Source organism: Bacillus sp. FSL K6-2861, from assembly GCF_038630725.1.
GTDB classification, from domain to species: Bacteria; Bacillota; Bacilli; order Bacillales; family Bacillaceae; genus Bacillus; species Bacillus velezensis.
On record NZ_CP152037.1, the window covers coordinates 312,712 to 338,967 of the forward strand.

The 26,256-nt window shown below is 48.0% G+C and carries 24 protein-coding genes; 21 read left to right on the forward strand and 3 right to left on the reverse strand.

What is annotated here, in order from left to right; genetic code table 11:
- The first annotated feature begins 61 nt into the window (after positions 1-61).
- From NYE62_RS01565 to NYE62_RS01580, 4 genes are all read left to right on the forward strand, one after another.
- The gene (locus NYE62_RS01565; RefSeq protein WP_144664463.1) at positions 62-1,741 is read left to right on the forward strand and encodes an alpha-glucosidase; all 1,680 of its coding nucleotides are present in this window, start codon (positions 62-64) and stop codon (positions 1,739-1,741) included.
- Between the two features lie 185 nt (positions 1,742-1,926).
- The gene (locus tag NYE62_RS01570) at positions 1,927-2,886 is read left to right on the forward strand and encodes a metal ABC transporter substrate-binding protein (protein ID WP_144664465.1); all 960 of its coding nucleotides are present in this window, start codon (positions 1,927-1,929) and stop codon (positions 2,884-2,886) included.
- Between the two features lie 54 nt (positions 2,887-2,940).
- Positions 2,941-3,636, forward strand: coding sequence for a metal ABC transporter ATP-binding protein (locus tag NYE62_RS01575; protein WP_003156655.1), 696 nt, complete (start codon positions 2,941-2,943; stop codon positions 3,634-3,636).
- Positions 3,594-4,433 (forward strand): metal ABC transporter permease, encoded by an 840-nt coding sequence (locus tag NYE62_RS01580; protein ID WP_007409044.1) that lies wholly within the window; start codon positions 3,594-3,596, stop codon positions 4,431-4,433. Before NYE62_RS01575 ends, NYE62_RS01580 begins: the two co-directional genes overlap by 43 nt.
- A gap of 44 nt (positions 4,434-4,477) precedes the next feature.
- Here the strand turns inward: NYE62_RS01580 and NYE62_RS01585 are convergent, their stop codons facing one another.
- A complete protein-coding gene (locus NYE62_RS01585; RefSeq protein WP_007409045.1) occupies positions 4,478-5,473 on the reverse strand; it encodes an LLM class flavin-dependent oxidoreductase in 996 nt (331 codons plus the stop codon).
- A 275-nt stretch (positions 5,474-5,748) separates the two neighbouring features.
- Between NYE62_RS01585 and NYE62_RS01590 the strand changes: the two genes are divergently transcribed.
- From NYE62_RS01590 to NYE62_RS01635, 10 genes are all read left to right on the forward strand, one after another.
- Positions 5,749-6,345: a TerD family protein gene (locus NYE62_RS01590; RefSeq protein ID WP_144464861.1), complete on the forward strand. Its 597-nt coding sequence runs from the start codon at positions 5,749-5,751 to the stop codon at positions 6,343-6,345.
- Positions 6,346-6,368: 23 nt separating this feature from the next.
- Positions 6,369-6,950, forward strand: a complete 582-nt coding sequence (locus tag NYE62_RS01595) for a TerD family protein (RefSeq protein WP_003156648.1) — start codon at positions 6,369-6,371, stop codon at positions 6,948-6,950.
- A 32-nt stretch (positions 6,951-6,982) separates the two neighbouring features.
- Positions 6,983-7,561, forward strand: a complete 579-nt coding sequence (locus NYE62_RS01600) for a TerD family protein (protein ID WP_003156645.1) — start codon at positions 6,983-6,985, stop codon at positions 7,559-7,561.
- Positions 7,562-7,599: 38 nt separating this feature from the next.
- Positions 7,600-8,373, forward strand: coding sequence for a TerC family protein (locus NYE62_RS01605; RefSeq protein ID WP_003156644.1), 774 nt, complete (start codon positions 7,600-7,602; stop codon positions 8,371-8,373).
- 72 nt (positions 8,374-8,445) lie between these two features.
- Positions 8,446-10,068, forward strand: a complete 1,623-nt coding sequence (locus NYE62_RS01610) for a YceG family protein (protein WP_007409048.1) — start codon at positions 8,446-8,448, stop codon at positions 10,066-10,068.
- A gap of 6 nt (positions 10,069-10,074) precedes the next feature.
- Positions 10,075-11,163 (forward strand): toxic anion resistance protein, encoded by a 1,089-nt coding sequence (locus NYE62_RS01615; RefSeq protein WP_007609246.1) that lies wholly within the window; start codon positions 10,075-10,077, stop codon positions 11,161-11,163.
- A 114-nt stretch (positions 11,164-11,277) separates the two neighbouring features.
- Positions 11,278-12,480 (forward strand): MFS transporter, encoded by a 1,203-nt coding sequence (locus NYE62_RS01620; RefSeq protein ID WP_144664469.1) that lies wholly within the window; start codon positions 11,278-11,280, stop codon positions 12,478-12,480.
- A gap of 381 nt (positions 12,481-12,861) precedes the next feature.
- Entirely contained in the window at positions 12,862-14,118 is a 1,257-nt protein-coding gene (opuAA, locus tag NYE62_RS01625) for a glycine/proline betaine ABC transporter ATP-binding protein OpuAA (protein ID WP_015416756.1), read from the forward strand.
- A complete protein-coding gene (opuAB, locus tag NYE62_RS01630) occupies positions 14,119-14,967 on the forward strand; it encodes a glycine/proline betaine ABC transporter permease subunit OpuAB (RefSeq protein ID WP_003156639.1) in 849 nt (282 codons plus the stop codon).
- Positions 14,967-15,848, forward strand: a complete 882-nt coding sequence (locus NYE62_RS01635) for a glycine betaine ABC transporter substrate-binding protein (protein ID WP_007409051.1) — start codon at positions 14,967-14,969, stop codon at positions 15,846-15,848. Before opuAB ends, NYE62_RS01635 begins: the two co-directional genes overlap by 1 nt.
- Positions 15,849-15,882: 34 nt before the next feature.
- Here NYE62_RS01635 and NYE62_RS01640 read toward each other — a convergent pair whose 3' ends face one another.
- Positions 15,883-17,004: a M20 peptidase aminoacylase family protein gene (locus NYE62_RS01640; protein WP_039252859.1), complete on the reverse strand. Its 1,122-nt coding sequence runs from the start codon at positions 17,002-17,004 to the stop codon at positions 15,883-15,885.
- A gap of 133 nt (positions 17,005-17,137) precedes the next feature.
- Between NYE62_RS01640 and NYE62_RS01645 the strand changes: the two genes are divergently transcribed.
- From NYE62_RS01645 to NYE62_RS01660, 4 genes are all read left to right on the forward strand, one after another.
- Positions 17,138-18,571, forward strand: a complete 1,434-nt coding sequence (locus NYE62_RS01645; protein ID WP_144664471.1) for a YfcC family protein — start codon at positions 17,138-17,140, stop codon at positions 18,569-18,571.
- Positions 18,572-18,662: 91 nt separating this feature from the next.
- Entirely contained in the window at positions 18,663-19,151 is a 489-nt protein-coding gene (locus NYE62_RS01650; protein WP_015416759.1) for a DUF6773 family protein, read from the forward strand.
- A gap of 229 nt (positions 19,152-19,380) precedes the next feature.
- Positions 19,381-21,360: a starch-binding protein gene (locus NYE62_RS01655; RefSeq protein ID WP_144664473.1), complete on the forward strand. Its 1,980-nt coding sequence runs from the start codon at positions 19,381-19,383 to the stop codon at positions 21,358-21,360.
- Between the two features lie 270 nt (positions 21,361-21,630).
- Positions 21,631-22,584: an L-lactate dehydrogenase gene (locus NYE62_RS01660; protein WP_014416851.1), complete on the forward strand. Its 954-nt coding sequence runs from the start codon at positions 21,631-21,633 to the stop codon at positions 22,582-22,584.
- A gap of 41 nt (positions 22,585-22,625) precedes the next feature.
- Here NYE62_RS01660 and NYE62_RS01665 read toward each other — a convergent pair whose 3' ends face one another.
- On the reverse strand, positions 22,626-24,158 hold the full coding sequence (locus tag NYE62_RS01665) for an MDR family MFS transporter (RefSeq protein ID WP_003156627.1): 1,533 nt from the start codon (positions 24,156-24,158) through the stop codon (positions 22,626-22,628).
- 113 nt (positions 24,159-24,271) lie between these two features.
- Here NYE62_RS01665 and NYE62_RS01670 point away from each other — a divergent pair, with 113 nt between their 5' ends.
- The 3 genes from NYE62_RS01670 to NYE62_RS01680 all read left to right on the forward strand — a co-directional run bounded on the left by NYE62_RS01670 (position 24,272) and on the right by NYE62_RS01680 (position 26,255).
- Positions 24,272-24,733: a MarR family transcriptional regulator gene (locus NYE62_RS01670; protein ID WP_144664475.1), complete on the forward strand. Its 462-nt coding sequence runs from the start codon at positions 24,272-24,274 to the stop codon at positions 24,731-24,733.
- Positions 24,734-24,796: 63 nt separating this feature from the next.
- Positions 24,797-25,426, forward strand: coding sequence for a LysE family translocator (locus NYE62_RS01675; RefSeq protein ID WP_043021494.1), 630 nt, complete (start codon positions 24,797-24,799; stop codon positions 25,424-25,426).
- A gap of 67 nt (positions 25,427-25,493) precedes the next feature.
- Positions 25,494-26,255 (forward strand): YqcI/YcgG family protein, encoded by a 762-nt coding sequence (locus tag NYE62_RS01680; RefSeq protein ID WP_064115801.1) that lies wholly within the window; start codon positions 25,494-25,496, stop codon positions 26,253-26,255.
- The last annotated feature ends 1 nt before the right edge of the window (position 26,256 follow it).

Here is a 26,256-nt window from a genome sequence, read left to right on the forward strand (position 1 = left end):
TTTTTGTTTAGGAAAGGATTATAAAGGAAATGGTTCTCTAAAAAACAGGAGGGGCCGCAAGATGGAGAATGACTGGTGGAAAGACGCCGTTGTCTATCAAATCTATCCGCGAAGCTTTCAAGATACGAACGGCGACGGCATTGGCGACCTGCGGGGGATTATCGCGCGTCTCGATTATATAAAAGAACTTGGCGCTGATGTGATATGGATCTGCCCGATTTACCCGTCGCCAAACGTCGATAACGGCTACGATGTGACGGATCATCAAGCGATTATGGAATCTTACGGAAGGATGGAGGACTTTCACGATCTGCTTACAGAATGCCACAGCCGCGGATTAAAGCTTGTGATGGACTTTGTCTTAAATCATACATCCACAGAGCATCCTTGGTTCAAAGAGGCGGAAATGAATCCGGACAGCAAATACCGCGATTATTATATTTGGCGGCCGGGCACCGCGGACGGCCCGCCGACCGATTGGGTGTCGGATTACGGACAATCCGTCTGGCAGTACGAAGAACATACGGGCGAATATTACCTGCATATGAACGCCGTCAAACAAGCCGATCTGAATTGGGAAAACCCCGAAGTTCGGCAATCAGTATACGAGATGATGAGATTTTGGCTCGATAAAGGCGTGGACGGATTGCGAATAGACCAGCTCCATCTTCTGTCAAAAAAAGAATACTTGCCGCCATATGAAGATTACATCGCCCGCCGGGCCGATCCGAAGCCTTTCCGGCCAAACGGAGCACGGATACATGATTACTTAAAAGAAATGACGAAAGAGGTATTTTCCAAATATGACGTGATGTCGGTCGGCGAGGCCGGATCAGTGACGCCTGAGGAAGGGCTGGTCTACACGGGAACCGATGAGCATGAACTGAATATGATTTTTCATTTTCAGCATATGGAGCTTGATCAAAAGCCGGGCCAAGAGCATTGGGATGTAAAACCGCTTGAGCTGTCCGATTTGAAGAAAGTGCTCACAGATTGGCAGGAAAAACTGGAACATCAAGGCTGGAATACGCTGTATTGGTGCAATCATGACCAGCCTCGGATCGTATCCCGTTTCGGAGACGAAGGCACATACCGCAAAGCATCCGCCAAAATGCTTGCCGCCCTGCTTTATTTCATGAAAGGCACGCCGTACATTTACCAGGGGGAAGAAATCGGCATGACAAACGCTCCGTTTGACAGAATAGAGGATTATCAAGATATTCAGACCGTCAATATGTATCATAAAAGGGTATTTGAAATGGGTCGGAACAGGGAAGAAGTCATGGCGTCCATTATGGCGAAAAGCCGGGACCATGCCCGTACACCGATGCAGTGGGACGGCAGCAAGAATGCCGGATTTACGGAGGGCGAACCGTGGCTCACGGTCAATCCCAATTACAAAACCGTCAATGCGGCCGAGGCTCAGGATGATCCCGATTCTATATTGAACTTTTACAAAAAACTGATCCGCCTGCGAAAACAGTATGCTGATATCATAAAAGGCAGCTACACGCTGCTGCTTCCTGATGACCCGCAGCTGTTTGTGTATGAAAGACAGGCAAACGGACAAAAACTCATGTCCATCAGCAACGTATCGAAAGAAGAAGCCGCCTTTTATTGGCCGGACGGCTCCGAACCTGAAAGCGCCGAGCTTCTTCTCAGCAACTATGAAAATGACGGCGGCACGGAATCCCGCATCGCATTCCGCCCTTACGAAACAAGAGTTTATCTGCTTGCCTGATATGTGATATGACGCCCCCGTCCATACATGACGGGGGCTTTTTAGGTAAATCGGACATCAATTTAGAAAAAAATATCTTGCAAAACGTAATTACTTCGTTTTATTATGGTATAGGTAACAAATGAACGAGAAAGTACGCTTTGGAAATCGTCATCATTCTGATTTACAGAACAGGGGGAAACGGCTTGTTAAAAAAATGGAGCGGAATCATTGTCATTGCGGCATGCTTTTTAATCGCGGCGGGCTGCGGCAATTCACCTTCAAAAGGTTCGTCAGGTTCTTCAAAAAGCGGCAAACTGCACGTCGTGACGACCTTTTATCCTATGTACGAATTCACGAAACAAATTGTCAAAGACAAAGGCGATGTAGACATTCTCATCCCGTCTTCGGTCGAACCCCATGATTGGGAGCCGACGCCGAAGGATATCGCCGGCATTCAAAACGCCGATCTTTTCGTATACAACAGCGAATATATGGAGACATGGGTTCCTTCAGCGGAAAAAAGCATGGGCTCTGATCATGCGAAGTTTGTAAAGGCGTCGAAAGGAATTGACTTACTCGAAGGTTCGGATGAAGAGGAAGAGGAACATGGACACGGCGGTCATGACCACAGCCACAGCATGGACCCTCACGTGTGGCTCAGCCCGGTTCTTGCGCAAAAAGAGGTCAAAACCATTACGGCGCAGATTGTAAAACAGGACCCGAAGAATAAAGCATACTATGAGAAAAATAGTAAAGAATATATTGCAAAACTGCAGGATCTTGATAAACTATACCGTACAACATTAAATAAAGCGGCGAAAAAAGAATTGATCACACAGCACGCGGCATTCAGCTATCTCGCCAAAGAATACGGCTTAAAACAAGTTGCGATTGCAGGCCTTTCTCCTGAAGAAGAGCCGAGTGCGGCCAAACTGGCGGATCTCAAAACGTTTGCCAAACAGCATGATGTGAAGATCATCTACTTTGAAGAAGTTGCATCGCCTAAAGTTGCAGATACGCTTGCCGGTGAAATCGGCGCGAAAACGGAAGTGCTCAATACACTGGAAGGTTTAAGCCAAAAAGAACGGGATAAAGGCATCGGTTATATCGACATTATGGAGAAAAACCTTGATGCACTGAAAGATTCGCTATTGGTTAAATAACATAGTGTGCGCCGCGGGGTGCACACTATTTCTATGCGGGAAAGGAAGGTCAGCATGAATCTCGTTACATTACAGGATATCGTTTTTGGTTATTCGCATACACCCGTGCTTGACGGCGTGTCGCTGGAAATCAAAAGCGGCGAATTCGTCGGCATTACAGGACCGAACGGCGCGTCAAAATCGACGCTGATGAAAGTCATGCTCGGCATGCTCAGACCTTGGGAAGGAACGGCCGAGATCAGTAAAAAAAACGCAGCCGGAAAACGCCTGACAATCGGCTATGTTCCGCAGCAGATTTCTTCATTTAACGCAGGATTCCCAAGCACGGTTCTGGAGCTTGTACAATCAGGCCGTTATACGAAAGGAAAATGGTTTAAACGATTGAACGAAACGGATCACCACGAGGTGGAAAACGCGCTGAAGATGGTGGAAATGTGGGATTTCCGCCACCGGAAAATCGGCGATTTATCCGGCGGACAGAAGCAGAAAATCTGCATTGCGAGAATGCTTGCGAGCAATCCGGATCTGCTGATGCTTGATGAGCCGACAACCGCGGTTGATTATGAAAGCAGGCAGGGTTTCTACGAATTTATGCACCATCAGGTGAAAAATCACAACCGCACCGTCGTCATGGTGACACACGAACAAAACGAAGTACAGCAGTATCTGGATAAAGTCATACGGCTTGAAAGGGGGGAAAAAGGCGGATGGAAATGTTTGACTTGGAATTCATGCGACGAGCTTTTCTAGCGGGAAGCATGATCGGAATTATGGCGCCGATATTAGGCGTATATCTCGTGCTGAGAAGACAGGCGCTGATGGCGGATACGCTGTCTCATATTTCATTGTCGGGCGTGGCCATCGGTTTTTTTCTCAGTACCAATATTACGGCGGCGAGCATCGTTGTCGTCACGATCGGAGCGATCGGCATTGAATACATGCGGCGGGCGTACCGTACATATTCAGAGGTATCTATCGCAATCTTAATGGCGGCCGGGCTGTCGTTTGCGATGTTTCTGATCAGCCTGTCAAAAGGCGGCGCGTCGATGAGCATCGATCAATATTTATTTGGATCGCTTGTCACGGTCAGCCAGCAGCAGGTCTATATTATCGGAGGCATTACCCTGCTGATTCTGCTTTATTTCATTATATTAAACAGACCGCTCTATCTGCTTACTTTTGACGAGGCGACGGCGAAGACATCAGGCATTAACACAAACCTGCTGTCAATGTCATTCAGCATCGTGACGGGGCTGGCGATTTCGGTCATTATTCCGATTATCGGCGTGCTGCTCGTTTCCGCGCTCCTCGTACTGCCCGCGGCTTTTGCAATCCGTATCGCCAAAGGGTTTAAATGGGTGTTTGCGGCAGCCATTATTATTTCTCTTTTCAGTGTGTTCATGGGGCTGACGTCTTCGTACCAGCTCGGAACGCCTCCGGGGCCGTCAATCACTTTACTGTTAATCATTCTGCTTCTGCTCGGGTTTACGCTGCAGGGGATTTGGAATGCGTTTAAAAAAGGAAAAGAACGAAAAAACCGCCGTTAAGCGGTGCAGCAGTCTCATCTGCTGCTCCGTTTGACGGCTTTTTTTCACAGAAATATATCAGCAAGACGCTCATATGACTCTTTTTTTGCTTCGAAATCAAAGACGTTGCACAGCACCATCATCTCTTTTGTCTGATACCGCTCGGAAAGTTCAAGCAGACGGCGTTTCACTGCGGCAGGAGAGCCGATCACCATCCGCTTCCTGTTTTCTTCTATCTGTTTACGATCCTCCGGCGAATACGGATAAGCCTTCGCTTCTTCCACACTCGGCACGCGGCTGTCGGCGCCTTTTCCGACACGAAGAAGCCATAAATCCTGGCTTAAGGCGAGTTCTTCCGCTTTCTCATCCGTAGCCGCGCATATGACGAAAATGGCACAGAGCGAGGCGGGAGCGGAAAAATGGGCGGAGGCCCGGAAATGGTCCCGATAGATCTGAAAAGCTTTTTCCCCGCGTTCCGGATTAATGAAATGGCCGAAGACATAGCCCGCACCTTGAAGAGCGGCGCGTCTGGCGCTGTTTTCCCCGAGGCCGAGCACCCAAAGCTGCGGGGCTGTTTCAATCAAAGGCGCTGTTTTTATTCCTGCATAAGCATGGTCCGAGGGAACCGAATCTGTCAGAAAGGATGATAAATCCTGAAGCTGCCTGTTGAACTCGGTCATGCTTTTCTTTACCCCGTCTGTGAGGGCGAGCCGGATTTTCGTCGTGCCGCCCGGTGAGCGTCCGACCCCAAGGTCAATCCGGTTCGGGTGCAGCGCCTCAAGCTGACGGAAAGTTTCCGCGACTTTATAGGGGCTGTACTGCGGCAGCAGCACGCCGCCTGATCCGACACGGATGGACGTTGTGGCTGCGGCGGTATGAGCGATCATAATTTCCGGCGAAACGCTTGCGAGCCCTCTTGTGCCGTGATGCTCGGCAAACCAGTACCGCTTATAGCCCCATCCTTCACTGAGACGGGCGAGCTCCGCTGAACGGCGGAGCGTCTCGTGCGGCCCGTTTCCTTTGGATACGGGCGCCTGATCAAGTATGCTTAAATCAATCACTCGTCTGCCCCTTTCCTGACATGTATTGATACAAGGATAGGAAAAATGTTCAGTCTTCGTCAATTTCTTTGTTTTCTCTATTCTCTCCGGAACGAAGGAGAATATAGGAAGTAATTTTTCGCCGTTTTTCGCCAAAAATTCTTATGTTTTATGAAACTTTGATATAATAAAAGACGTATATCTTAATAAACACCGGGATTCTTGTCCCGGAATTTAGTAAAAATGCGCACTTGCGGCGTGCTTAGCGGCACCCTTACAGAATAGGAGTGAATCATATGGCGATCTCTTTACAAAAAGGACAGCGGATTGATTTAACAAAAGGAAAAGCCGGCCTGTCAAAACTGCTGGTCGGACTCGGCTGGGACCCTGTATCATCCGGGGGCTTTTTCGGAAAGCTGTTCGGCGGAGGCGGTGCCAATATCGACTGTGACGCTTCCGTACTGATGCTTGAAAATGATAAAATGACAGACAGCAAAAACGTCATCTATTTCGGCAATCTGAAAAGCCGTTGCAGCGGTGTCGTACATACGGGTGACAACCTGACGGGTGAAGGCGACGGCGATGATGAACAAATTCTCATCGATTTGGCGAAAGTGCCCGCTCAGATTAATAAACTTGTGTTTGTCGTCAATATTTACGACTGCGTCAGACGAAAACAGGACTTCGGCATGATTCAAAACGCGTTCATCCGCGTCGTTGATCAGGCTAATCGCGAAGAACTGGTGACTTACAATTTAAGAGATAACTATTCAGGCAGAACGAGCCTGATCGCGGCTGAAATCTACCGCCAGGACGGCGAGTGGAAATTCGCCGCAGTAGGAGAAGGCACAAACGATACAAAAATCGGCGATATCGTTAACCGATACGCCTAAACGATAAAAAGGAGAGTGCACACATGGCAATTTCATTGGCAAAAGGACAAAAAGTAGATTTGACTAAAACAAATCCGGGTCTTTCTAAAGTCGTTGTCGGCCTTGGATGGGATACAAACAAATACGATGGCGGACATGATTTTGATTTAGATTCCAGCGTCTTTCTATTAAATGAAGCGGGAAGATGCGCGTCGCCTGATGATTTCATTTTCTATAATCAGCTTGAAGGAGGAAACGGCTCTGTCGCACATTCAGGCGACAACCTGACAGGCCAGGGCGAGGGCGATGACGAAAGCGTAAGAGTCAACCTGAGCGCGGTGCCCGCGGCTATTGACAAAATTTCATTCGTCATCACGATTCATGAAGCGGAAGCGCGCGGCCAAAACTTCGGACAAGTTTCCAACGCGTTCGTGCGCATTGTCAATGAAGAGACAAATGAAGAGCTGATCCGCTACGATCTGGCTGAAGATTTCTCAATTGAAACAGCCATTATCGCAGGGGAGCTTTACAGACATAACGGCGAATGGAAATTTTCCGCGATCGGTTCAGGCTACCAAGGCGGACTGGCCCGTATTGCGACAGATTACGGCCTGCAAATCGGCTGAACCATATCAAACACAGAAGGGAGAGACGGCACATGGCTATTCAATTGGCGAAAGGACAGCGTGTTGATCTGACAAAAACGAACCCCGGTCTTACAAAAGCGGTGATCGGTTTAGGCTGGGATACGAACAAGTACTCCGGAGGGCATGACTTTGACCTTGATGCGTCGGCTTTTCTTGTCGATGCCCATGACAACTGTGTAAATGATCTTGATTTTGTTTTCTACAATAACCTGGAACACCCGAGCGGGGGCGTCATCCATACGGGAGACAACCGGACGGGCGAGGGCGAGGGAGACGATGAACAAATTATCGTCGACTTCTCAAAAATACCCGCAAATATTGAAAAGATCGGCATCACCGTCACGATTCATGATGCGGAAGCGCGCGGCCAAAATTTCGGACAAGTTTCGAACGCGTTCGTGCGCGTCGTCGATGAAAACAGCCAGAATGAACTGCTTCGTTTCGATTTAGGGGAAGACTTCTCGATTGAAACGGCGGTTGTCGTTTGTGAGCTTTACCGCCATGGGGCTGAGTGGAAGTTTAACGCCATCGGCAGCGGGTTTTCCGGCGGTCTGGCATCACTTTGCCGGAATTACGGCTTGCAGGTGTAAGCAGGAAATTACCGTTTTACTAAATAGGAGGAAAAAACTTGGATTTTCTACATCATATTATGTCGACCTACGCTTCCTTTTTTGATTGGAAAATGTGGGGTGAGGTGCTGACTGACCCTGTATCATGGGGGCTGATCGGTTCCTTGGTTCTGCTGGAAGGGCTGCTGTCGGCCGACAATGCGTTAGTGCTTGCGGTGATGGTAAGGCATCTGCCTGAAAAACAGCGGAAGAAAGCATTAACATACGGATTGTTCGGGGCATATATTTTCCGTTTTATCTTTATCGGGATCGGAATGCTGCTCATTAAGTTCTGGTGGATTAAAGTGCTTGGCGCGCTGTACCTGGCTTGGCTCGTCATTAAGCATTTCTGGATCGGAGAAGGTGATGACGATACGGAAGGCATGAAGAAAAATTCATGGATGGTCCGTACGTTCGGAATTTTCTGGGCCACTGTCGTTTCAGTTGAGTTAATGGATCTGGCCTTCTCTGTTGACAGCATTCTGGCCGCGTTTGCGGTATCGGAAAAAGTGTGGGTGCTCTTGATCGGCGGTATGCTTGGCATTCTCATGATGCGTACAGTCGCAAAAGTATTCCTTGTTTTAATTGATAAAATCCCTGAGCTTGAAAATACGGCTTTTGTGCTGATCGGGATTATCGCCGTGAAAATGGCGGCGAGCGCCTTTGATTATGAAATGCCGCACGTGGTGTTCTTCGGAATCATCATCGCTGCGTTTGTGGTAACGTTTATTATCCACTATTTCAACAAACAAAAGCAGGTTCAGGAGCAAACGGCTGCATCTAAAGAAGAATAAAACAAAAAAGGAGGGAGAGTTCATTTCCTTCCTTTTTTGTACCGATCATCATGAAGAGAAAGGAGGAAAATGATGAGGCAGGAAGAATTGGTGATCCGAAAGGCCGAGCCGGAAAACGATGACTGGGAAACGTTTCTGATGCGGCCGCTGCCGGAACGTCCCGGTTACGAGCGGGAAAACGGGCTGGCGTTTACCCGTCTTGCCGTCCGGATTTTGGGCACTCCTTATGATGAGACGGAGTATTACAATAAGCTTTTCGAGCTGTCTTCTCACGAAAACATCCATGTGTTAAGCGAGACGCTGGATAAGACCATCGCGCCTGAAACGTTTCAGGCGCTGCAGCACATCCATTCGGTCAATCAAAAAGAGAAAGGGCTTTCGGTTTCCAGGTTTGTCGCGTTTCTCGATGGGGGCAGGCTGCTTGCCAAACACGCTGATCCGCTTATGCACCGCCGGCTGAGAACCGCGTTTATGACGCTTTTGGAAACCTTTGCGGACCGGCATGAAAACGGGCTGAATCATCCCGATTTCCGGCGTGTGCTCTTGGATGTGTCAAAGTTTTCGCTGAACCACCTGAATCCATGGCTCGAACAAGCCGATATAGAGCGTGAGATGCCGAAGGTGGTGTGGTATGGAGACGCTGCCAAAAGCCAGCTCTATTTTCTCTATTATCTCATGCTGATCGGCTGTGACGTCCTATTGTTTCATCCGGCTGCGGAAGATCCGTTCAGCTTGATTGATCCGGATGAGGAACTCAGCTTTGTGATAAAGCTCCCCGCAACAGGCGGCCTTGAGCCATTCCCGAAAGAAAAGCCGGACAGAACGTCCACGACGGCCTACCGGTCAACGAAAGAAATTGAGCATGTGCTGAACCATGAGGAATCTATGATGTATAAGCCTTGGCAGTTCAGGGATCATACCCCGCAGTCCGTGACCTTAAAAACGACGTATGATGAGTTATTTCTCATTGCGAAGGAGCGGGCGTTTATCCGGCCGCAATTTAAAGCGGACAGGGAGCGGGTGGCCGTTCCGAACCTTTTTGCGAAAGTGATGGGGGTTTCCAAAGATACGAAAGAATATTGGAACAGACTCCATACCGCTGCAGACTATCAGGAGACACACATGATCCGCAGTTTTCCGTTTACGGAAGAGCTGAAAGCCAACTACCAGTATCACTACAGTCAGGTTTTGAACGAAGAAGGAGCGATTGACGCGGACAGGCTGAAAAGAAGCAACATCTGGCAGTACAAGCATCTCCCGTCAGGCGTGCAGAACGCCATCGCCAATGTGATTTCTGACATGTGCAGAAACCCAGGGCTGAAGGCTTTGCCCGGGGAGCAGGCAAGGGATGCCGCAATCTATTTGTTCCGCCAGGCGACGAACCTGCCCGCTTCGCTGCTGCAATTGATTCAGACGTTTGATTACGCCCAAACCGTTCCGAAACTCGTTTTATATCATACGGAACAAAATGGTGAACTTACACGTTCTGACGCCGCCGCTCTGTTGTTTTTAAATAAATTCGGCGTCGATATCATCTTGTATAATCCGCCGGGCCATCAGGACATTGAGCATTATATTGAAGAAAGCCAATTTGATGTCCATTGGCTGGAGGACATGGTGTTTCGGCAGGAATATAAGGAGCCGTCACTCGTAAGAAAGCTGTTTAGAACCATTACGCAAAAGCAGGGAGAGTAAATAAACATGACAGAAAATCAAAATCCGCTTGTTCTTGATAAAAATGAAGAGATTTCTGAACAAAAAGCAGATGACATCAGGGTGCAGCTGCGCCAAGACCCTGAGGTGCAGCGCATTTCACAGCAGATTGACGTGAAAAACCAAATGGAGCTGCTTGAGTACGGAAAAGAACCGGCAGTTGAAATCTCGAAGTTCTCCGACCGCATCTTAAATATGATGAAAACAACAAGTGTCACGGATTCAGGCACAATGCTGACGCAGCTCGGAAAAATCATGGACCGTTTTGACAAAAATGATTTCGATGAACCAAAAGGATTTCTCGCTAAAATGTTCAAACGCGGCAACAGCATGATTGAAAAGATTTTTCAAAAGTACCGCACCCTGGGCGGAGAAATTGAAAAAATCCACGTCGAAATTTCAAAATACAAAGATGAAATGGCAAAGACGAACCATACGCTTGAAGAGATGTATGAAAACAACATTAACTACTACATGGAGCTTGAAAAGTATGTCGTTGCCGGGCAGATGAAGCTTGAGGAAATGCAGGCGCTCATTCCTTCTTATGAAGAAAAAGCGGCAGGCGGAAACCAGCTTGCGCAAATGCAGCTTGATACGCTGCGTGACGGGCTTCAGGCGCTTGAGGAACGTGTCTATGATTTAGATATGGCGCGGATGGTGGCGCTGCAAACGGCGCCGCAGATCCGCCTCCTTCAGCGCGGAAATACGAAGCTCATCGGGAAAATCAATTCCGCTTTCGTCATTACGATTCCGATTTTCAAAAACGGCATCATTCAGGCTGTCACAGTCAAACGGCAAAAGCTTGTGGCTGATTCAATGAGCGAGCTGGACCGCCGCACGAATGAAATGCTGAAGCGAAACGCTGAAAATATCTCAAACCAAAGCGTGGAGATTGCCCGTATGGCAGGCCGTCCGAGCATTGACATTGAGACGATTGAAACGTCTTGGAATACGATTGTCAGCGGTATGCAGGAAACGAAACAGATCGAGGAAGAGAACAGACGTATCAGAGAAGACGGCGCGAAACGGATTCAACAGCTTCAGGATAATATTAAAAACGCAGTCTTAAAGAATTAACACACACCCCGCTTGCTTACGGCAAGCGGGATTTTTTTGTGAAAAAGATAATGACAATGTGTAAAGACAGGTGTAAACTTATACGGTAATCATTTTCGATTTGAGGTGCTGCTTATGAACAAACAACCTGCCGTCACTCCGCGAAAACTTCTGGCGATTGCCGGAATGGGCTGGCTGTTTGATGCGATGGATGTCGGAATTTTATCGTTTATTATTGCCGCGCTTCACACTGATTGGAATTTAACACCTGATCAAATGAAATGGATCGGAAGCGTCAATTCCATCGGTATGGCAGCGGGCGCCTTTGTATTCGGAATGCTGGCCGACAGGATCGGCCGGAAAAAAGTGTTTATGATCACGCTGTTATTCTTTTCTGTCGGAAGCGGCATATCCGCTTTCGCAACGGGATTGACGGTTTTTCTCATATTGCGTTTTCTGATCGGAATGGGGCTTGGCGGGGAACTGCCTGTCGCCTCGACGCTCGTGTCAGAAGCGTCCGCTCCCGAAAAGCGGGGACGGATCATCGTGCTGCTTGAGAGCTTTTGGGCCGCGGGCTGGCTTCTTGCGGCGGTGATTTCCTACTTTGTCATACCGTCATTCGGCTGGCAGGCCGCGCTGCTCTTAACGGCGCTGGCCGCGTTTTATGCGCTGTACTTGCGGAAAAGCCTTCCGGAATCACCGGCGCATCAGGCATTGCCGCAGAAAAAAAGCATACGCGGGCAGGCGGGAAGTGTCTGGACGAAACCGTATATCCGGCCGACGGTGCTGCTGTCTGTCGTTTGGTTCTGCGTCGTCTTTTCTTATTACGGCATGTTTTTATGGCTGCCGAGCGTGATGCTGATGAAAGGCTACAGCATGATTGAGAGCTTCGAATACGTCCTTCTGATGACACTTGCCCAGCTTCCCGGATATTTCTCTGCGGCGTGGCTGATCGAAAAAGCGGGGCGGAAGACCATCTTAGTCATCTATTTGCTCGGAACGGCGGGCAGCGCTTATTTCTTCGGTGCCGCGGATTCATTGGCCATGCTGCTCACAGCGGGCATGCTGCTGTCCTTCTTCAATCTCGGCGCATGGGGCGTGCTTTACGCCTATACACCGGAGCAGTATCCTGCGGCGATCCGTGCGACCGGTTCCGGCACAACGGCGGCCGCCGGCAGAATCGGCGGCATTTTCGGTCCGCTTCTCGTCGGATCGCTTGCAGCCCGGAACGTTTCGTTTACAGTGATTTTCGCCGTCTTTTGTGCGGCCATCCTGATTGCCGTCATCACCATTATTATTCTCGGAAAAGAAACGAAACAGACAGAGCTTGCGCAATGAGCACCCTTTTGGGGTGCTTTTTTTAGTGAGCTGTCTGTTGACAGACCTATATTTTTCCTTAATATTCCTTTATTTTAGGAGGGGAAAACTTCTTTTTCCGGGACAATGTCGCGAAAAAATTCTTGTTTTTGTAAAAAAAGGATAGGAAATCAGTTTGCAGCACATTCGATGGAAGCGTTCTCAAGCCTGATAAAAGCCCGATTTCCTTTATAATTTATCCTCAATAAGGAGGATTAGAGAGTATTTAGAAGCATACCAGAGGAAAATAAGACACAGGGATGTTTTTAAAGTAATGATACAAAATAAACGGGATTATGATGTTTGTTTGACTTATTACAAACGTGTTACGGTATTAAAGATTGCTTATTATGGAGGGAAAATATGAATTTGGATGAGAAACCAATTAAGATAAAAGTCGAAAATGTATCTAAGGTTTTCGGAAAACAGACAAAAAAAGCCATTCAGATGCTGTCCAGCGGAAAAAACAAAAAAGAGATCCTGAAAGCGACCGGATCAACCGTTGGTGTCAATCAAGCAAACTTTGATGTATATGATGGGGAGATATTTGTCATCATGGGTCTATCGGGGAGCGGTAAATCAACTTTAGTTCGGCTGTTAAACCGGCTTATTGAACCGACTGCCGGGAATATTTATATTGATGGTGACATGATAACAAATATGTCAAAAGACCAGCTCCGGGAAGTGCGCCGGAAAAAAATCAGCATGGTCTTTCAAAAATTTGCACTGTTTCCGCACAGAACGATTCTTGAAAATACGGAATACGGCCTGGAGCTTCAAGGCGTCGACAAAAAAGAGCGTGAGCAAAAAGCGCTTGATTCGCTTAAACTTGTCGGTCTTGAAGGCTTTGAACACCAATTTCCTGATCAGCTCAGCGGTGGAATGCAGCAGCGTGTCGGACTTGCCCGCGCATTGACGAATGATCCTGACATTCTTCTGATGGATGAAGCTTTCAGTGCGCTTGATCCGCTGATCCGCAAAGACATGCAGGATGAGCTTTTAGACCTTCATGACTCTGTCGGCAAGACGATCATCTTCATCACGCATGATCTTGATGAAGCATTGCGCATCGGCGACAGAATCGTGCTGATGAAAGACGGTAACATCGTTCAGATCGGGACGCCTGAAGAAATTCTGATGAGCCCGTCCAATGAATACGTTGAGAAATTCGTTGAGGACGTTGATTTATCCAAAGTTCTGACAGCGGGCCACATCATGAAGCGCGCTGAAACCGTGCGGATTGACAAAGGGCCTCGTGTAGCGCTGCAGCTCATGAAGAATCTCGGTATTTCTTCTATTTACGCCGTTGATAAACAGAAACAGCTTCTCGGCGTCATTCACGCGGCGGATGCGAAAAAAGCGGTGGAATCCGACTTATCGCTTCAGGATATTCTAAATACTGAATTTACGACTGTAAACGAAAGCACGTACTTGACGGAAATTTTCGATGTCGTGTCTGATGCGAATATTCCGATCGCCGTCACGGACGATAAGGACCGCATGAAAGGCATTGTCGTAAAAGGCGCATTAATCGGCGCGCTTTCAGGAAATAACGATTATATAAATGTTGAAGATTCTGCTGAACAAGCTCAGGATTCTTCTGTTCAGGGGGTGAAGTAAATGGACAGATTGCCTAGAATTCCGTTAGCAGATATCGTTGACCGGTTTGTTGACTGGCTTACCATGACGTTCGGAGGTTTCTTTGACGGAATCTCAAACGGTTTGGCCGCTTTCGTAAACGCGATTGTGAGCGGTTTGGGTTTCATCCCGTCTATTTTATTGACTGTTATTTTTGCAGCTCTCGCTTGGTGGATCAGTACGAGAGGAATTGCACTCTTTACGTTAATCGGATTCCTTGTTATTGATTATTTGGGCTATTGGTCGCCGATGCTGCAAACGTTGGCGCTTGTCGTCACATCTGTTTTGATTTCCATTATTATCGGGGTTCCGATCGGCATATGGGCGTCTCAGAAAGAAACGGTCCGCCGCATTGTTACACCGATTCTGGATTTAATGCAGACCATGCCGGCTTTCGTATATCTGCTGCCTGCAATTTTCTTCTTTAATATCGGGGTTGTGCCAGGCGTCGTGGCATCTGTTATTTTCGCGATGCCTCCGACGATTCGCATGACGGTTCTCGGTATTAAACAGGTTCCGGCTGATCTGATTGAAGCGACGGAAGCATTCGGTTCAACGACGTCTCAGCGTCTGTTCAAGGTTCAGCTTCCGCTTGCCACAAAAACAATTCTTGCCGGTATTAACCAAAGCATCATGCTTGCTTTGTCAATGGTCGTTATCGCGGCCATGGTCGGTGCGCCGGGTCTCGGTTCTGAAGTATACAGCGCCGTGACACAGTTGAAAACCGGTGTCGGAGTGGAAGCGGGTATCGCGATCGTCATCGTAGCGATTACACTCGACCGTATCACGCAAAACATTAAAGTGAAGAAGAAGAGCAGGGGGAATGCCTGATGCTTAAGAAAATCATCGGTGTCGGCGTTACCGCTGCGCTGGCTCTTTCTTTGGCTGCCTGCGGTTCGCAGACTGATGGTAAGGCAACGGCTGCGGACCAGGTGAACAAAACCATTATCGGTATTGATCCGGGATCGGGGATCATGGCCCTGACGGATGAGGCTGTGAAGGATTACGGATTGAAAGACTGGAATGTCGTCACGGCGTCAAGTGCTGCCATGACGGCGACATTGAAGAAATCATATGACAGGAAAAAGCCGATCATCGTAACGGGCTGGACGCCGCACTGGATGTTCTCCAGATACAAGCTGAAGTTCCTTGATGATCCGAAAAAAACGTATGGAACTGCCGAGCAAATTCATACAATTACAAGAACCGGCTTCAGTAAGGAACAGCCTAACGCGGCCAAAGTTCTCAGCCAGTTCAAATGGACGCAGGACGATATGGGAGAAGTCATGATTGCCGTTGAGGAAGGCGAAAAGCCGGCCAAAGCCGCAGCTGAATATGTGAAAAAACACAAAGACCAAGTGGCTCAATGGACAAAAGGCGCCCATAAAGTCAAAGGTGATAAAATCAACCTGGCTTATGTGGCATGGGACAGTGAAATCGCAAGTACGAATGTAATCGGAAAAGTATTTCAAGACCTCGGCTATGACGTGAAGCTGACGCAAGTGGAGGCAGGACCGATGTGGACTGCGATTGCGACAGGCAGCGCGGATGCGTCATTGTCTGCTTGGCTTCCGAATACCCATAAGGCATATGCGTCTAAATATAAAGGCAAATATGAAGATGTAGGAACGAGTCTGACAGGCGTCAAGATGGGTCTGGTCGTTCCTCAGTATATGAAAAACGTCAATTCAATTGAAGATTTGAAGAAATAACGAAGAAAAGCAGCCCTGTAACGGGCTGCTTTTTTTATGCTTCAAACGATTTGAGGACGGCAGCCGTTAATATCTCAACGCCTGTAAAGATGGCGCTTCGGTCAAATGTCATTTGGGGATGGTGAAGCCCCGGCTGCAGACCGCATCCTAGGCCGAGCATCGTCGTTTTTAAGTTCGGCACCTTTAACCCGTAAAAGTGAAAATCCTCTCCTCCGGTTGTCACAAGAGGTTCATCCACATGTTCTTCTCCGAGAATGCCGCTTATCGCAGATGCCATGATGGCTTCCGCCTCCTTGTTTCGCTCGGCTGCCGGGAGGCTGTGTTCTTTTTGCAGTTCGATTTTTGCGCCGAATGCGGCAGCCGCCGCCTCACAGGCTCTTTCGGTTTCGGCGGTTAATTTCTCCATGGCGGCATTGGTTTGTGCGCGGAGATCAAGGCTGAACGATGCTTTTCCCGGAATGATATTGGAACTCTCACCGCCTGCCTGAAGCTTTGTCATCTTCACGGAATGCGGGATGCCGGGATCAAGATGAATGAAGCTGAGTTTTTGGACGAGAAGGGCGGCGATTTCGATACTGTTAAGGCCGAGATGCGGTCTCGCGCCGTGGGCTTCTTCTCCGATAATCAGGCCTTCTATATGCTGGCTTGAGCCATGCAGAATGGACGGTGCGCATCGGCCGTTTGCCGTTTCCTGTACGGGGCGCACGTGCACGCCGTATAAGAAATCAACATCATCCAGTACGCCTTTTTCAATCATTTTCAGCGCTCCGCCGCCTTTTTCTTCCGCCGGCTGAAAAATTAAGCGGATGGTGCCCTTCGGAAGTTTCGGCTGACTCTTTAAAAGCATCATCGTGCCGAGCGCCATCGTCATATGTGAATCATGTCCGCATGAATGGTTCGCCTGAAAGACACCGTCCACTTCCTGCCACAGCGCGTCAATATCCGCCCGGACAGCCACAACGGGCGAGCCTTCTCCGATTTCGCCGACAACACCGGTACAATCATCAAACGTGCGGGTTCGGCAGCCGGCCTCTTTCAGTTTTTCAGTCAGATATTCAGTTGTTTGATATTCTTTCCAGCTTACTTCGGGATTGGCGTGCAGGTGGTCAAAAATATCCATAATGACTTGCTTTTCATGCGCTGTGAGTCTGTTCATGCCGTAAGTCCTCCTTCAAAAGCTGTCTGTTTTTTATTTTTGATATTGAAAACAGGCAATCGGTCTGTATATAATATAGCACATATCTGTATTTTCTGAATAGTTTATAAATTTAAAGCGGGATGGTGATGTTATGGCTGTGCCGAAGGCCGAACCTGTATTGAAAAAGAAGAAATTGTTTGTGATGCCTGATGCTTATGTGCTGCTGTTCATTGTCGCTTTACTATGCGCGATAGCGTCGTACATCGTTCCCGCGGGGGAATTTGACAGGGTGACAAAGGGCAGTGTGACGTCCGCCGTCCCGGGGAGTTATCATTCTTTAGACCGGTCTCCTGTCAGCCCGATCGCTTTTTTTACCGCGATTCAGGAAGGGATGACAAGTTCCGCGCCGATTATTTTTTTAATCCTGTTTACGGGCGGCACCATTGCGATTTTGGAGAAAACGGGCGCCATCAATGGATTGATCAGTAATGTCATCAGTACGTTCCGCACAAAACAGCTGCTGTTTATTGCGATTGTCGGATCTCTATTTTCGATCCTCGGCACAACCGGCATCGTCGTTAATTCCGTGATCGGTTTTATTCCGATCGGCCTGATCGTCGCCCGCTCGCTGAAATGGGACGCCGTGGCCGGAGCGGCCGTCATTTATATCGGCTGCTATGCCGGGTTTAACGCGACGATTTTATCACCTTCACCGCTCGGATTATCACAAAGCATCGCGGAGCTGCCGCTGTTTTCCGGTATCGGCCTGCGGATTGCCGTCTACATTTGTTTTCTGTTATCATCTATTTTATATATTTATCGGTATACGAGAAAACTCAGAAAAGCAAAGGATGCCAGTCTGCTGGGGAACGATTGGTTTCCGGCGGCAGGTTCAGTCCCGCAGGTTTCTGAGCCGGAGGACAAGCATGTCCCGTTTACCGTCCGCCATAAATTGATTCTGGCTGTTGCGGCTTTGTCGCTTGCCGGCTTTTTATACGGCGCGCTTACTCTTGGCTGGTCTGATTCAGAGATGGCCGCCGTGTTCATTTTTATCTCAATCGTGTCCGGCCTGATTGCAGGAATGGCGGCAAATGATATCGCAAAAACGTTTATTACAGGCTGTCAGGGGCTCGTTTACGGTGCGCTGATCGTCGGAATGGCGAGAAGCATTTCCGTTATCCTGGAACATGGAAAGCTGCTTGATACGGTAGTCAATGGACTTGCGTCACTGCTGCACGGTTTCAGCCCGATGGCAGGCGCCATCGGAATGTATATTTCCAGCGCCCTGCTTCATTTTCTGATTTCATCGGGCTCAGGGGAGGCGGTCGTATTTATTCCGATCTTGGCGCCGCTTGCCGATCTGATGGGCATCACGAGACAGGTCGCGGTTGAAGCGGTCATGCTCGGAGAAGGCGTCGTAAACTGTGTCAATCCGACTTCCGGCGTGCTGATGGCCGTACTGGCTGCCAGCGGCATTCCGTACGTAAAGTGGCTTCGCTTCATGATTCCGCTGGCGCTGATTTGGTTTGTCATCGGTCTCGTGTTTATCTGCATAGGCGTCCTGATCAATTGGGGCCCTTATTAACATTTTTGTCAATGATATTTCGGTTTATCATTATGAATCGGCAAGATATAATGGGAGTTGTAAGCCATTCTTAATAGTACGGGAGGAAGTCATGAATCAGCGTCGGAACAGACTTTCAAACGTGAATGGAAAGAGTGAGAGTGTGAAAGAGAAAGAACGAATGATTTGGTCAGAAGTCGGAATGCTTGTGGGCACACTGTCTTTGCTTGACATCATCGTACGCGGACTTGTTCTGAACTGTCCGTTTAGGGAATGGGCCGGAAGCTTGGCGGTTTTCTTCATTATAATTGTTTATTATTGCATCAGGGCGGGGGCGTCGGGAATGCTCATGCCGAGAATAGACACCAAAGAAGAACTGCAAAAGCGGGTGAAGCAGCAGCGGATAGATTCAATTGCGGTCACTTTTGCGGTAGCGGCGATTACGATGTACGACAGGGGGTTTCCCCATACATTCTTTGCTTGGCTGAAAATGATCTTTCTTTTTATCGTCTGCGGAGGCATTCTGTTTCTGCTTCGGTATGTCATTGTGAAGCTGTCTTACAGAAGAGCGATAAAAGAAATAAAAAAGAAATCATCTTGACAGGTGGTTTCTTTTTTTGTTTGAAAGCGGGAAGTCTTTTTAATTGATAGGAATATAGATTTGAATTCACTCTGCCACGTTGCTTTGATAGAGAGAGTGTGATAAGTTGAAATGTAAGCGTTAACAAAATTATCCAGTCTTCACAACAGTTGAAAGGAGCTGAAGAAAGAGTAAGAGGAATTTTTGACTCCGCAGTCAGTCTTCAAATATGAAATAAGGAGTGTCAAAAATGTTTGAAAAACGATTCAAAACCTCTTTACTGCCGTTATTCGCCGGATTTTTATTGCTGTTTCATTTGGTTTTGTCAGGCCCGGCGGCTGCAAACGCTGAAACTGCAAACAAATCGAATAAGGTGACCGCGTCATCGGTCAAAAACGGGACCATCCTTCATGCATGGAATTGGTCGTTCAATACGTTAACACAAAATATGAAAGATATTCGTGATGCGGGCTATGCAGCCATTCAGACGTCTCCGATTAACCAAGTAAAGGAAGGGAACCAAGGAGATAAAAGCATGAGGAACTGGTACTGGCTGTATCAGCCGACATCGTACCAAATCGGCAACCGTTACTTAGGCACTGAACAAGAATTTAAGGACATGTGTGCAGCCGCGGAAAAATATGGTGTAAAAGTCATTGTCGATGCGGTTATCAATCATACTACCAGCGATTATGGCGCGATTTCTGACGAGATTAAGCGTATTCCAAACTGGACCCATGGAAACACACAAATTAAAAATTGGTCGGATCGATGGGACGTCACTCAAAATTCATTGCTTGGGCTGTATGATTGGAATACACAGAATACTGAGGTGCAGGCCTATCTGAAACGTTTCTTGGAAAGAGCATTGAATGACGGAGCAGACGGGTTCCGATATGATGCCGCCAAGCATATAGAGCTTCCGGATGATGGGAATTACGGCAGCCAATTTTGGCCGAATATCACAAATATATCGGCAGAGTTCCAATACGGAGAAATCCTGCAAGACAGCGCGTCCAGAGATACTGCTTATGCGAATTATATGAATGTGACGGCTTCTAACTATGGGCATTCCATCAGATCCGCTTTAAAGAACCGTAATCTGAGTGTGTCGAATATCTCCCATTATGCATCTGACGTGTCTGCGGACAAGTTAGTCACATGGGTGGAATCACATGATACGTATGCCAATGATGATGAAGAGTCCACATGGATGAGTGATGACGATATTCGTTTAGGCTGGGCAGTGATTGGTTCCCGCTCAGGAAGCACGCCTCTTTTCTTTTCCAGACCTGAGGGCGGAGGAAATGGTGTAAGATTTCCTGGAAAAAGTCAAATAGGAGATCGCGGGAGCGCCTTATTTAAAGATCAGGCGATCACTGCGGTCAATCAATTTCACAATGTAATGGCCGGGCAGCCTGAGGAACTCTCGAATCCGAATGGGAACAACCAAATCTTTATGAATCAGCGCGGCTCAAAAGGCGTTGTGCTGGCAAATGCAGGATCGTCTTCTGTCACCATCAATACTTCAGCGAAATTACCTGACGGCAGGTATGATAATAGGGCCGGCGCCGGTTCATTTCAAGTAGCGAACGGCAAACTGACAGGTACGATCAATGCCAGATCCGCGGCTGTTCTTTATCCTGATGATATTGGAAATGCGCCTCAGGTCTTTCTTGAGAATTACCAAACGGGGGCAGTCCATTCTTTCAATGATCAGCTGACGGTCACCCTGCGTGCAAATGCGAAAACAGCAAAAGCCGTTTACCAAATCAATAATGGGCAGCAGACAGCATTTAAGGATGGAGACCGACTAACGATCGGGAAAGGAGATCCAATCGGCACGACATACAACATCAAGTTAACCGGAACGAACGTCGAGGGTGCAGCGAGAACCCAAGAATACACGTTTGTCAAAAAAGACCCGGCCCAAACCAACATCATTGGCTATCAAAATCCGGATCATTGGGGCCAGGTAAATGTATATATTTACAAACATGATGGAGGCAGGGCCATAGAATTAACCGGATCGTGGCCCGGGAAAGCAATGACTAAGAATGCAAATGGAATGTACACGCTGACGCTGCCTGCGAATGCGGATACGGCCAATGCCAAAGTGATTTTTAACAATGGCAGCGCCCAAGTGCCCGGACAGAACCAGCCCGGCTTTGATTATGTGCAGAATGGTTTGTATAACAACTCCGGTTTAAACGGTTATCTTCCGCATTAATGGATAGGGCCATCATCACATCAGCGTGCGGGCAAACCCCCGCTTCTGGGAAAGGGACAGCGCGTCTTCAATCACGCTGAAAAGATGACAGCATCCTAAAACGGAACCGTTTTAGGATGTTGTCAAAAATCTGGAAACCATCACCGATATTTTTTTGTTCAAAAATCAAACTTTTCTCTTGCAAAAGTTTGTGAAGTGTTGCACAATATAAATGTGAAATACTTCACAAGATAAAAACAGACACCACGAAACACTGGAGGATGAGCATACATGATGAACGAACGAGTGAACAAAGTAGCATTAATCGGAGCAGGTTTTGTTGGAAGCAGTTATGCATTTGCGTTAATTAACCAAGGGATCACAGATGAGCTTGTGATCATTGATGTAAATAGAGAAAAAGCCATGGGAGATGTCATGGATTTAAATCACGGAAAGGCATTTGCGCCTCATCCGGTCAAAACGTCTTACGGCACATATGAGGATTGCAAGGATGCCGATATCGTGTGCATCTGTGCCGGAGCCAATCAAAAACCGGGCGAAACGAGACTTGAGCTGGTCGAAAAAAATCTCGCCATTTTTAAAAGCATTGTCGGTGAAGTAATGGCAAGCGGATTTGACGGCATCTTCCTCGTTGCCACAAACCCGGTCGACATTCTCACTTATGCGACTTGGACATTCAGCGGGCTGCCGAAAGAACGCGTCATCGGCAGCGGCACGACACTGGATTCTGCGCGATTCCGTTATATGCTGAGTGAATACTTCGGAGCCGCTCCGCAAAACGTACACGCCCACATTATCGGCGAGCACGGCGATACCGAGCTTCCTGTATGGAGTCACGCCAATATCGGCGGAGTGCCGGTGCAGCAATTGCTGGAGAAAAATGCAGCTTACAAACAGGACGAGCTGGATCAGATCGTTGACGATGTGAAAAACGCGGCCTACCATATTATCGAGAAAAAAGGCGCGACATATTACGGAGTGGCGATGAGCCTTGCCCGTATCACAAAAGCGATTTTGCGTAATGAAAACAGCATTTTAACCGTCAGCACATATCTGGACGGCCAATACGGTGTAAACGACGTCTTTATCGGCGTTCCGGCCGTCGTCAATCGGAACGGCATCGCAGGTGTGACGGAACTTGAGCTGAATGAAACGGAACAGGCTCAATTCAGCCGCAGCGCAAACGTGCTGAAAGATATTCTCGCTCCGCATTTCGCAGAGTAAACAAAAAAGCAGTACATGACAAACGCCATGTACTGCTTTTTTTAATTCGCTTTTTTCGCCATTTCCTGAGAGGTTTTTACTCTCGCTTTTCCCATAAACAAAATGGTAACGGCCGCAATGACGATCGGCGCCAGCGCAAGCGTAAATACATATGTGATGCTTTGCGACATGGCGTCAATAATGCGATCCAGAATGTGCGGCGGAATATGAGCGCGCGTGCCGGCCTGGAAAATCTCCTGCGGATTTCCGATGTTCTGCATCGCGCCGCCCGCTCCTTTCATGCCGCTGAATGAATCTGTGAGCTTATTGGTAAACACATTCGTCTGGATGGTTCCGAAAATCGTCACACCGAGCGTCATACCGAATGATCTCAAAAACGAGTTTGTTGAGTTGGCGCTTCCGCGGTAACGCGGCTCCAGATCGTTCATGGACGCGGCCGGCAGCAGTGAGAAGTTGAAGCCGACGCCGAATCCTGAGATCAGCATGAATACCGTCAGCATCGTACGCGCCGTATCCGGTGTCATATTGGAAAGCAGCAGCATTCCGATAAAGAAAGCGACCACGGAAATCAGCATTAAATTGCGGAACCGCACTTTCGTCTGGAAAATTCCGCCGATCATACTTCCGATAACAGAACCGATCATCATCGGCGTCAAAATAAAGCCCGCGCTTGTCGCTGTGCTTCCGTACACAGCCTGAACGAAGATCGGGATAAACACCGCTAAAATGACGAACGTGGCTCCGTAAAGGAACGCCAGAATCTGTGCCGTGGCAAATAAACGGTTTTTAAACATCCAAAATGAGATAATCGGTTCTTCCGCTTTTCTTTCCACAATAAAAAAGGCGATAAAGAACACGGCGAACACAGCGAACAGACCGATGATCTGCACGGAGTTCCAATCATACGTTTTTCCGCCGAGCTCAAGAGCGAACATCAGACCGACAATGGAAACCACCAGCGTGATTGCGCCGGCCCAGTCGATTTTCTGTTTCTTGTGTTCAAGGGATTCTTTATAATAACGAAGAATGAAAAACAATGATAAAATACCGATCGGCACGTTGATGTAAAACACCCAGTGCCAGCTGATGGAGTCGGTAATGAGCGCGCCTAAAAGCGGCCCGAGAACGCTGGACAGGCCGAAAACGGCACCGAACATGCCCGACATTTTTCCGCGTTTTTCGGGCGGAAATAAATCAAAAATGATCGTGAAGGCGATCGGCATCAGCGCGCCTCCGCCGATTCCCTGAATGACGCGGTAAATAATGAGCTGATCCATTGTTTGGGCGATTCCGCATAATGCAGATCCGATTAAGAAAAGAATAAGACCGAATAAAAAGAAACGCTTGCGTCCGTACATATCGGACAGTTTTCCGTAAATCGGCATACCGGCCATAACGGCTACCATGTATGATGCCGTCACCCACGCGAACTTGTCGAAACTTCCGAGGTCCGCCACGATATTTCCCATCGCAGTGGCAACGATTGTATTATCCATAGCCGACATTAAAATGCCCAGTAAAAGACCGATGACGACAAACTTCGTCGAGGCGTCCTTAGCGGCTGTTTGTTCCATGCTTTTTCCTCCCATACTTACTTTTGATCATTAAATTTGCTATGATCATATTAGATTTGCCGAAAATTATCTTGATCGTCAAGATAAATTGATTTTATAGGGAGGCCTGTCAGTTGTCAACAAGAAATACCAGAAGCGAGACGGAGGAAACCGCGATACAGTTATTCCGGAAGATGGCCACAAGGACGATCCTTTTTCATCAGGCGGCCGCTCAATCTCTCGGTCTGTTTCCGACCGATTTAAAATCAGCTGATATCTTAAATGAAGCAGGCCCGATGACCGCAGGCGAGCTTGGGAAAAAAACCGGCCTCAGCACAGGTTCGGTAACGGCGCTCATTGACCGGCTCGAAAAAGCGGGATATGTCATGAGGAAAAAAGACCCCGAAGACAAACGTCGGGTGATCATCGTGCCCCTGACGGCCGGAAAAGCGAATGTGAAGAAATTGTTCAGCTCCTTATCCCAGTCCACGATCAGCCTTTGCCGGCAATATAAAGAAGAAGAACTGCAGCTGATATTCGATTTTTTAGGAAAGGCGACGGACATGATGGAAGACGAGCTTGAGAAATTAAAATAATGTATCATATCACGGCCCATTCATGAATAACTTGTACAAGTTGCATGAATGAGGGGGAAGCCAATGAACATCTTTTTAAGCTACATCGTTCTCGGGCTGTCATTGTCAGCACCTGTCGGACCGGTCAATGCGGCGCAAATTGACAAAGGCATCAAAAACGGCTTTTGGCATGCATGGATTTTCGGTCTTGGCGCCATGGCCGCGGACGGGCTGTATATGATTCTGATCTATTTCGGGCTGTCTCAATTTTTGACCGCTCCTTTTGTAAAAACGTTTTTGTGGCTCTTCGGTTTTTTCGTGCTGACCTATACGGGAGTCGAAACGCTAAAAAATATCAGGGAAGCCATGAATGTCAGAAGCGGAAAAGGAAAACCGGCTTTTTACAAAACATTCGGCGCGGGATTTTTTATTTCTCTTTCCAATCCGCTGAGCATTTTATTCTGGCTCGGCATATACGGCAGCATCCTCGCTAAAACCGCTGAATCCTTCGATGCAAATCAGCTTTTGATTTACAGCTCCGGCATTCTTCTCGGCATTTTGATCTGGGATTTCTGCATGGCGATCGCTGCGAGCACTTTCAGAAATCTTCTTCATGAAACAGCGCTTCGCTGGCTGACGGGAGCGGCGGGTGTGTCTTTGATCGTTTTCGGATTTTATTTCGGCTGGCAGGGGATTCAAATGCTCATCTCATAAATAGAAGGACTGTCACCCATCGCCTGTCTCCATCATAACGTATCCTGACGATACTGGAGGTGGGCTGATGGCAAGCGAGCTGTACACAAAAAGTTGCCTTGAGGAAAAGTTATTGGATCTGCCAAATTGGCAGAGAGTCGCTTTTGAGCTTCTATCAGAAAAAGTAGGCGATAAAGCGGACGCGTTTCCGTGCATTCCGGGACGTCAGGGATTTTTGACAGATCAGCTCCGGATATCCTTTGCGGGTGATCCCCGCGAAGAGGGAACCCCGGAGGAAGTGGGACTACTGCTGTCCGAGTACGGAAAGATCTCAAGGAATACCGGAAAATACGCGTCGCTGCTTGTGATTTTTGATACGCCTGAGGATTTAGCTGAGCATTATTCCGTTGAGGCGTATGAAGAGCTGTTCTGGTCTTTTTTAAACCGGCTGAGCGGCTGCGACCCGAAAGACTGGCCGGAAGACATACCGGAAGACCCTGAACATTATAAATGGGAGTTCTGCTTTGACGGCGAGCCGTATTTTATTCTGTGCGCGACGCCTGCGCATGAAGCGAGACAAAGCAGAAGCTTCCCGTTTTTTATGCTGGCGTTTCAGCCGAGATGGGTTTTCGAAGGATTAAATGATTCAACCGCGTTCGGACGAAACATGAGCCGGCTGATCAGAAAACGCTTAGAGGCGTATGATGAAGCCCCTCTTCATCCCCGATTGGGGTGGTACGGAGGAAAAGACAATTTAGAATGGAAGCAATATTTCCTCCGTGATGATGAGACGCAAGTGTCAAAGTGTCCCTTTTCTTATTTGAAGAGACTGTTTAAACCGACGAAATAAG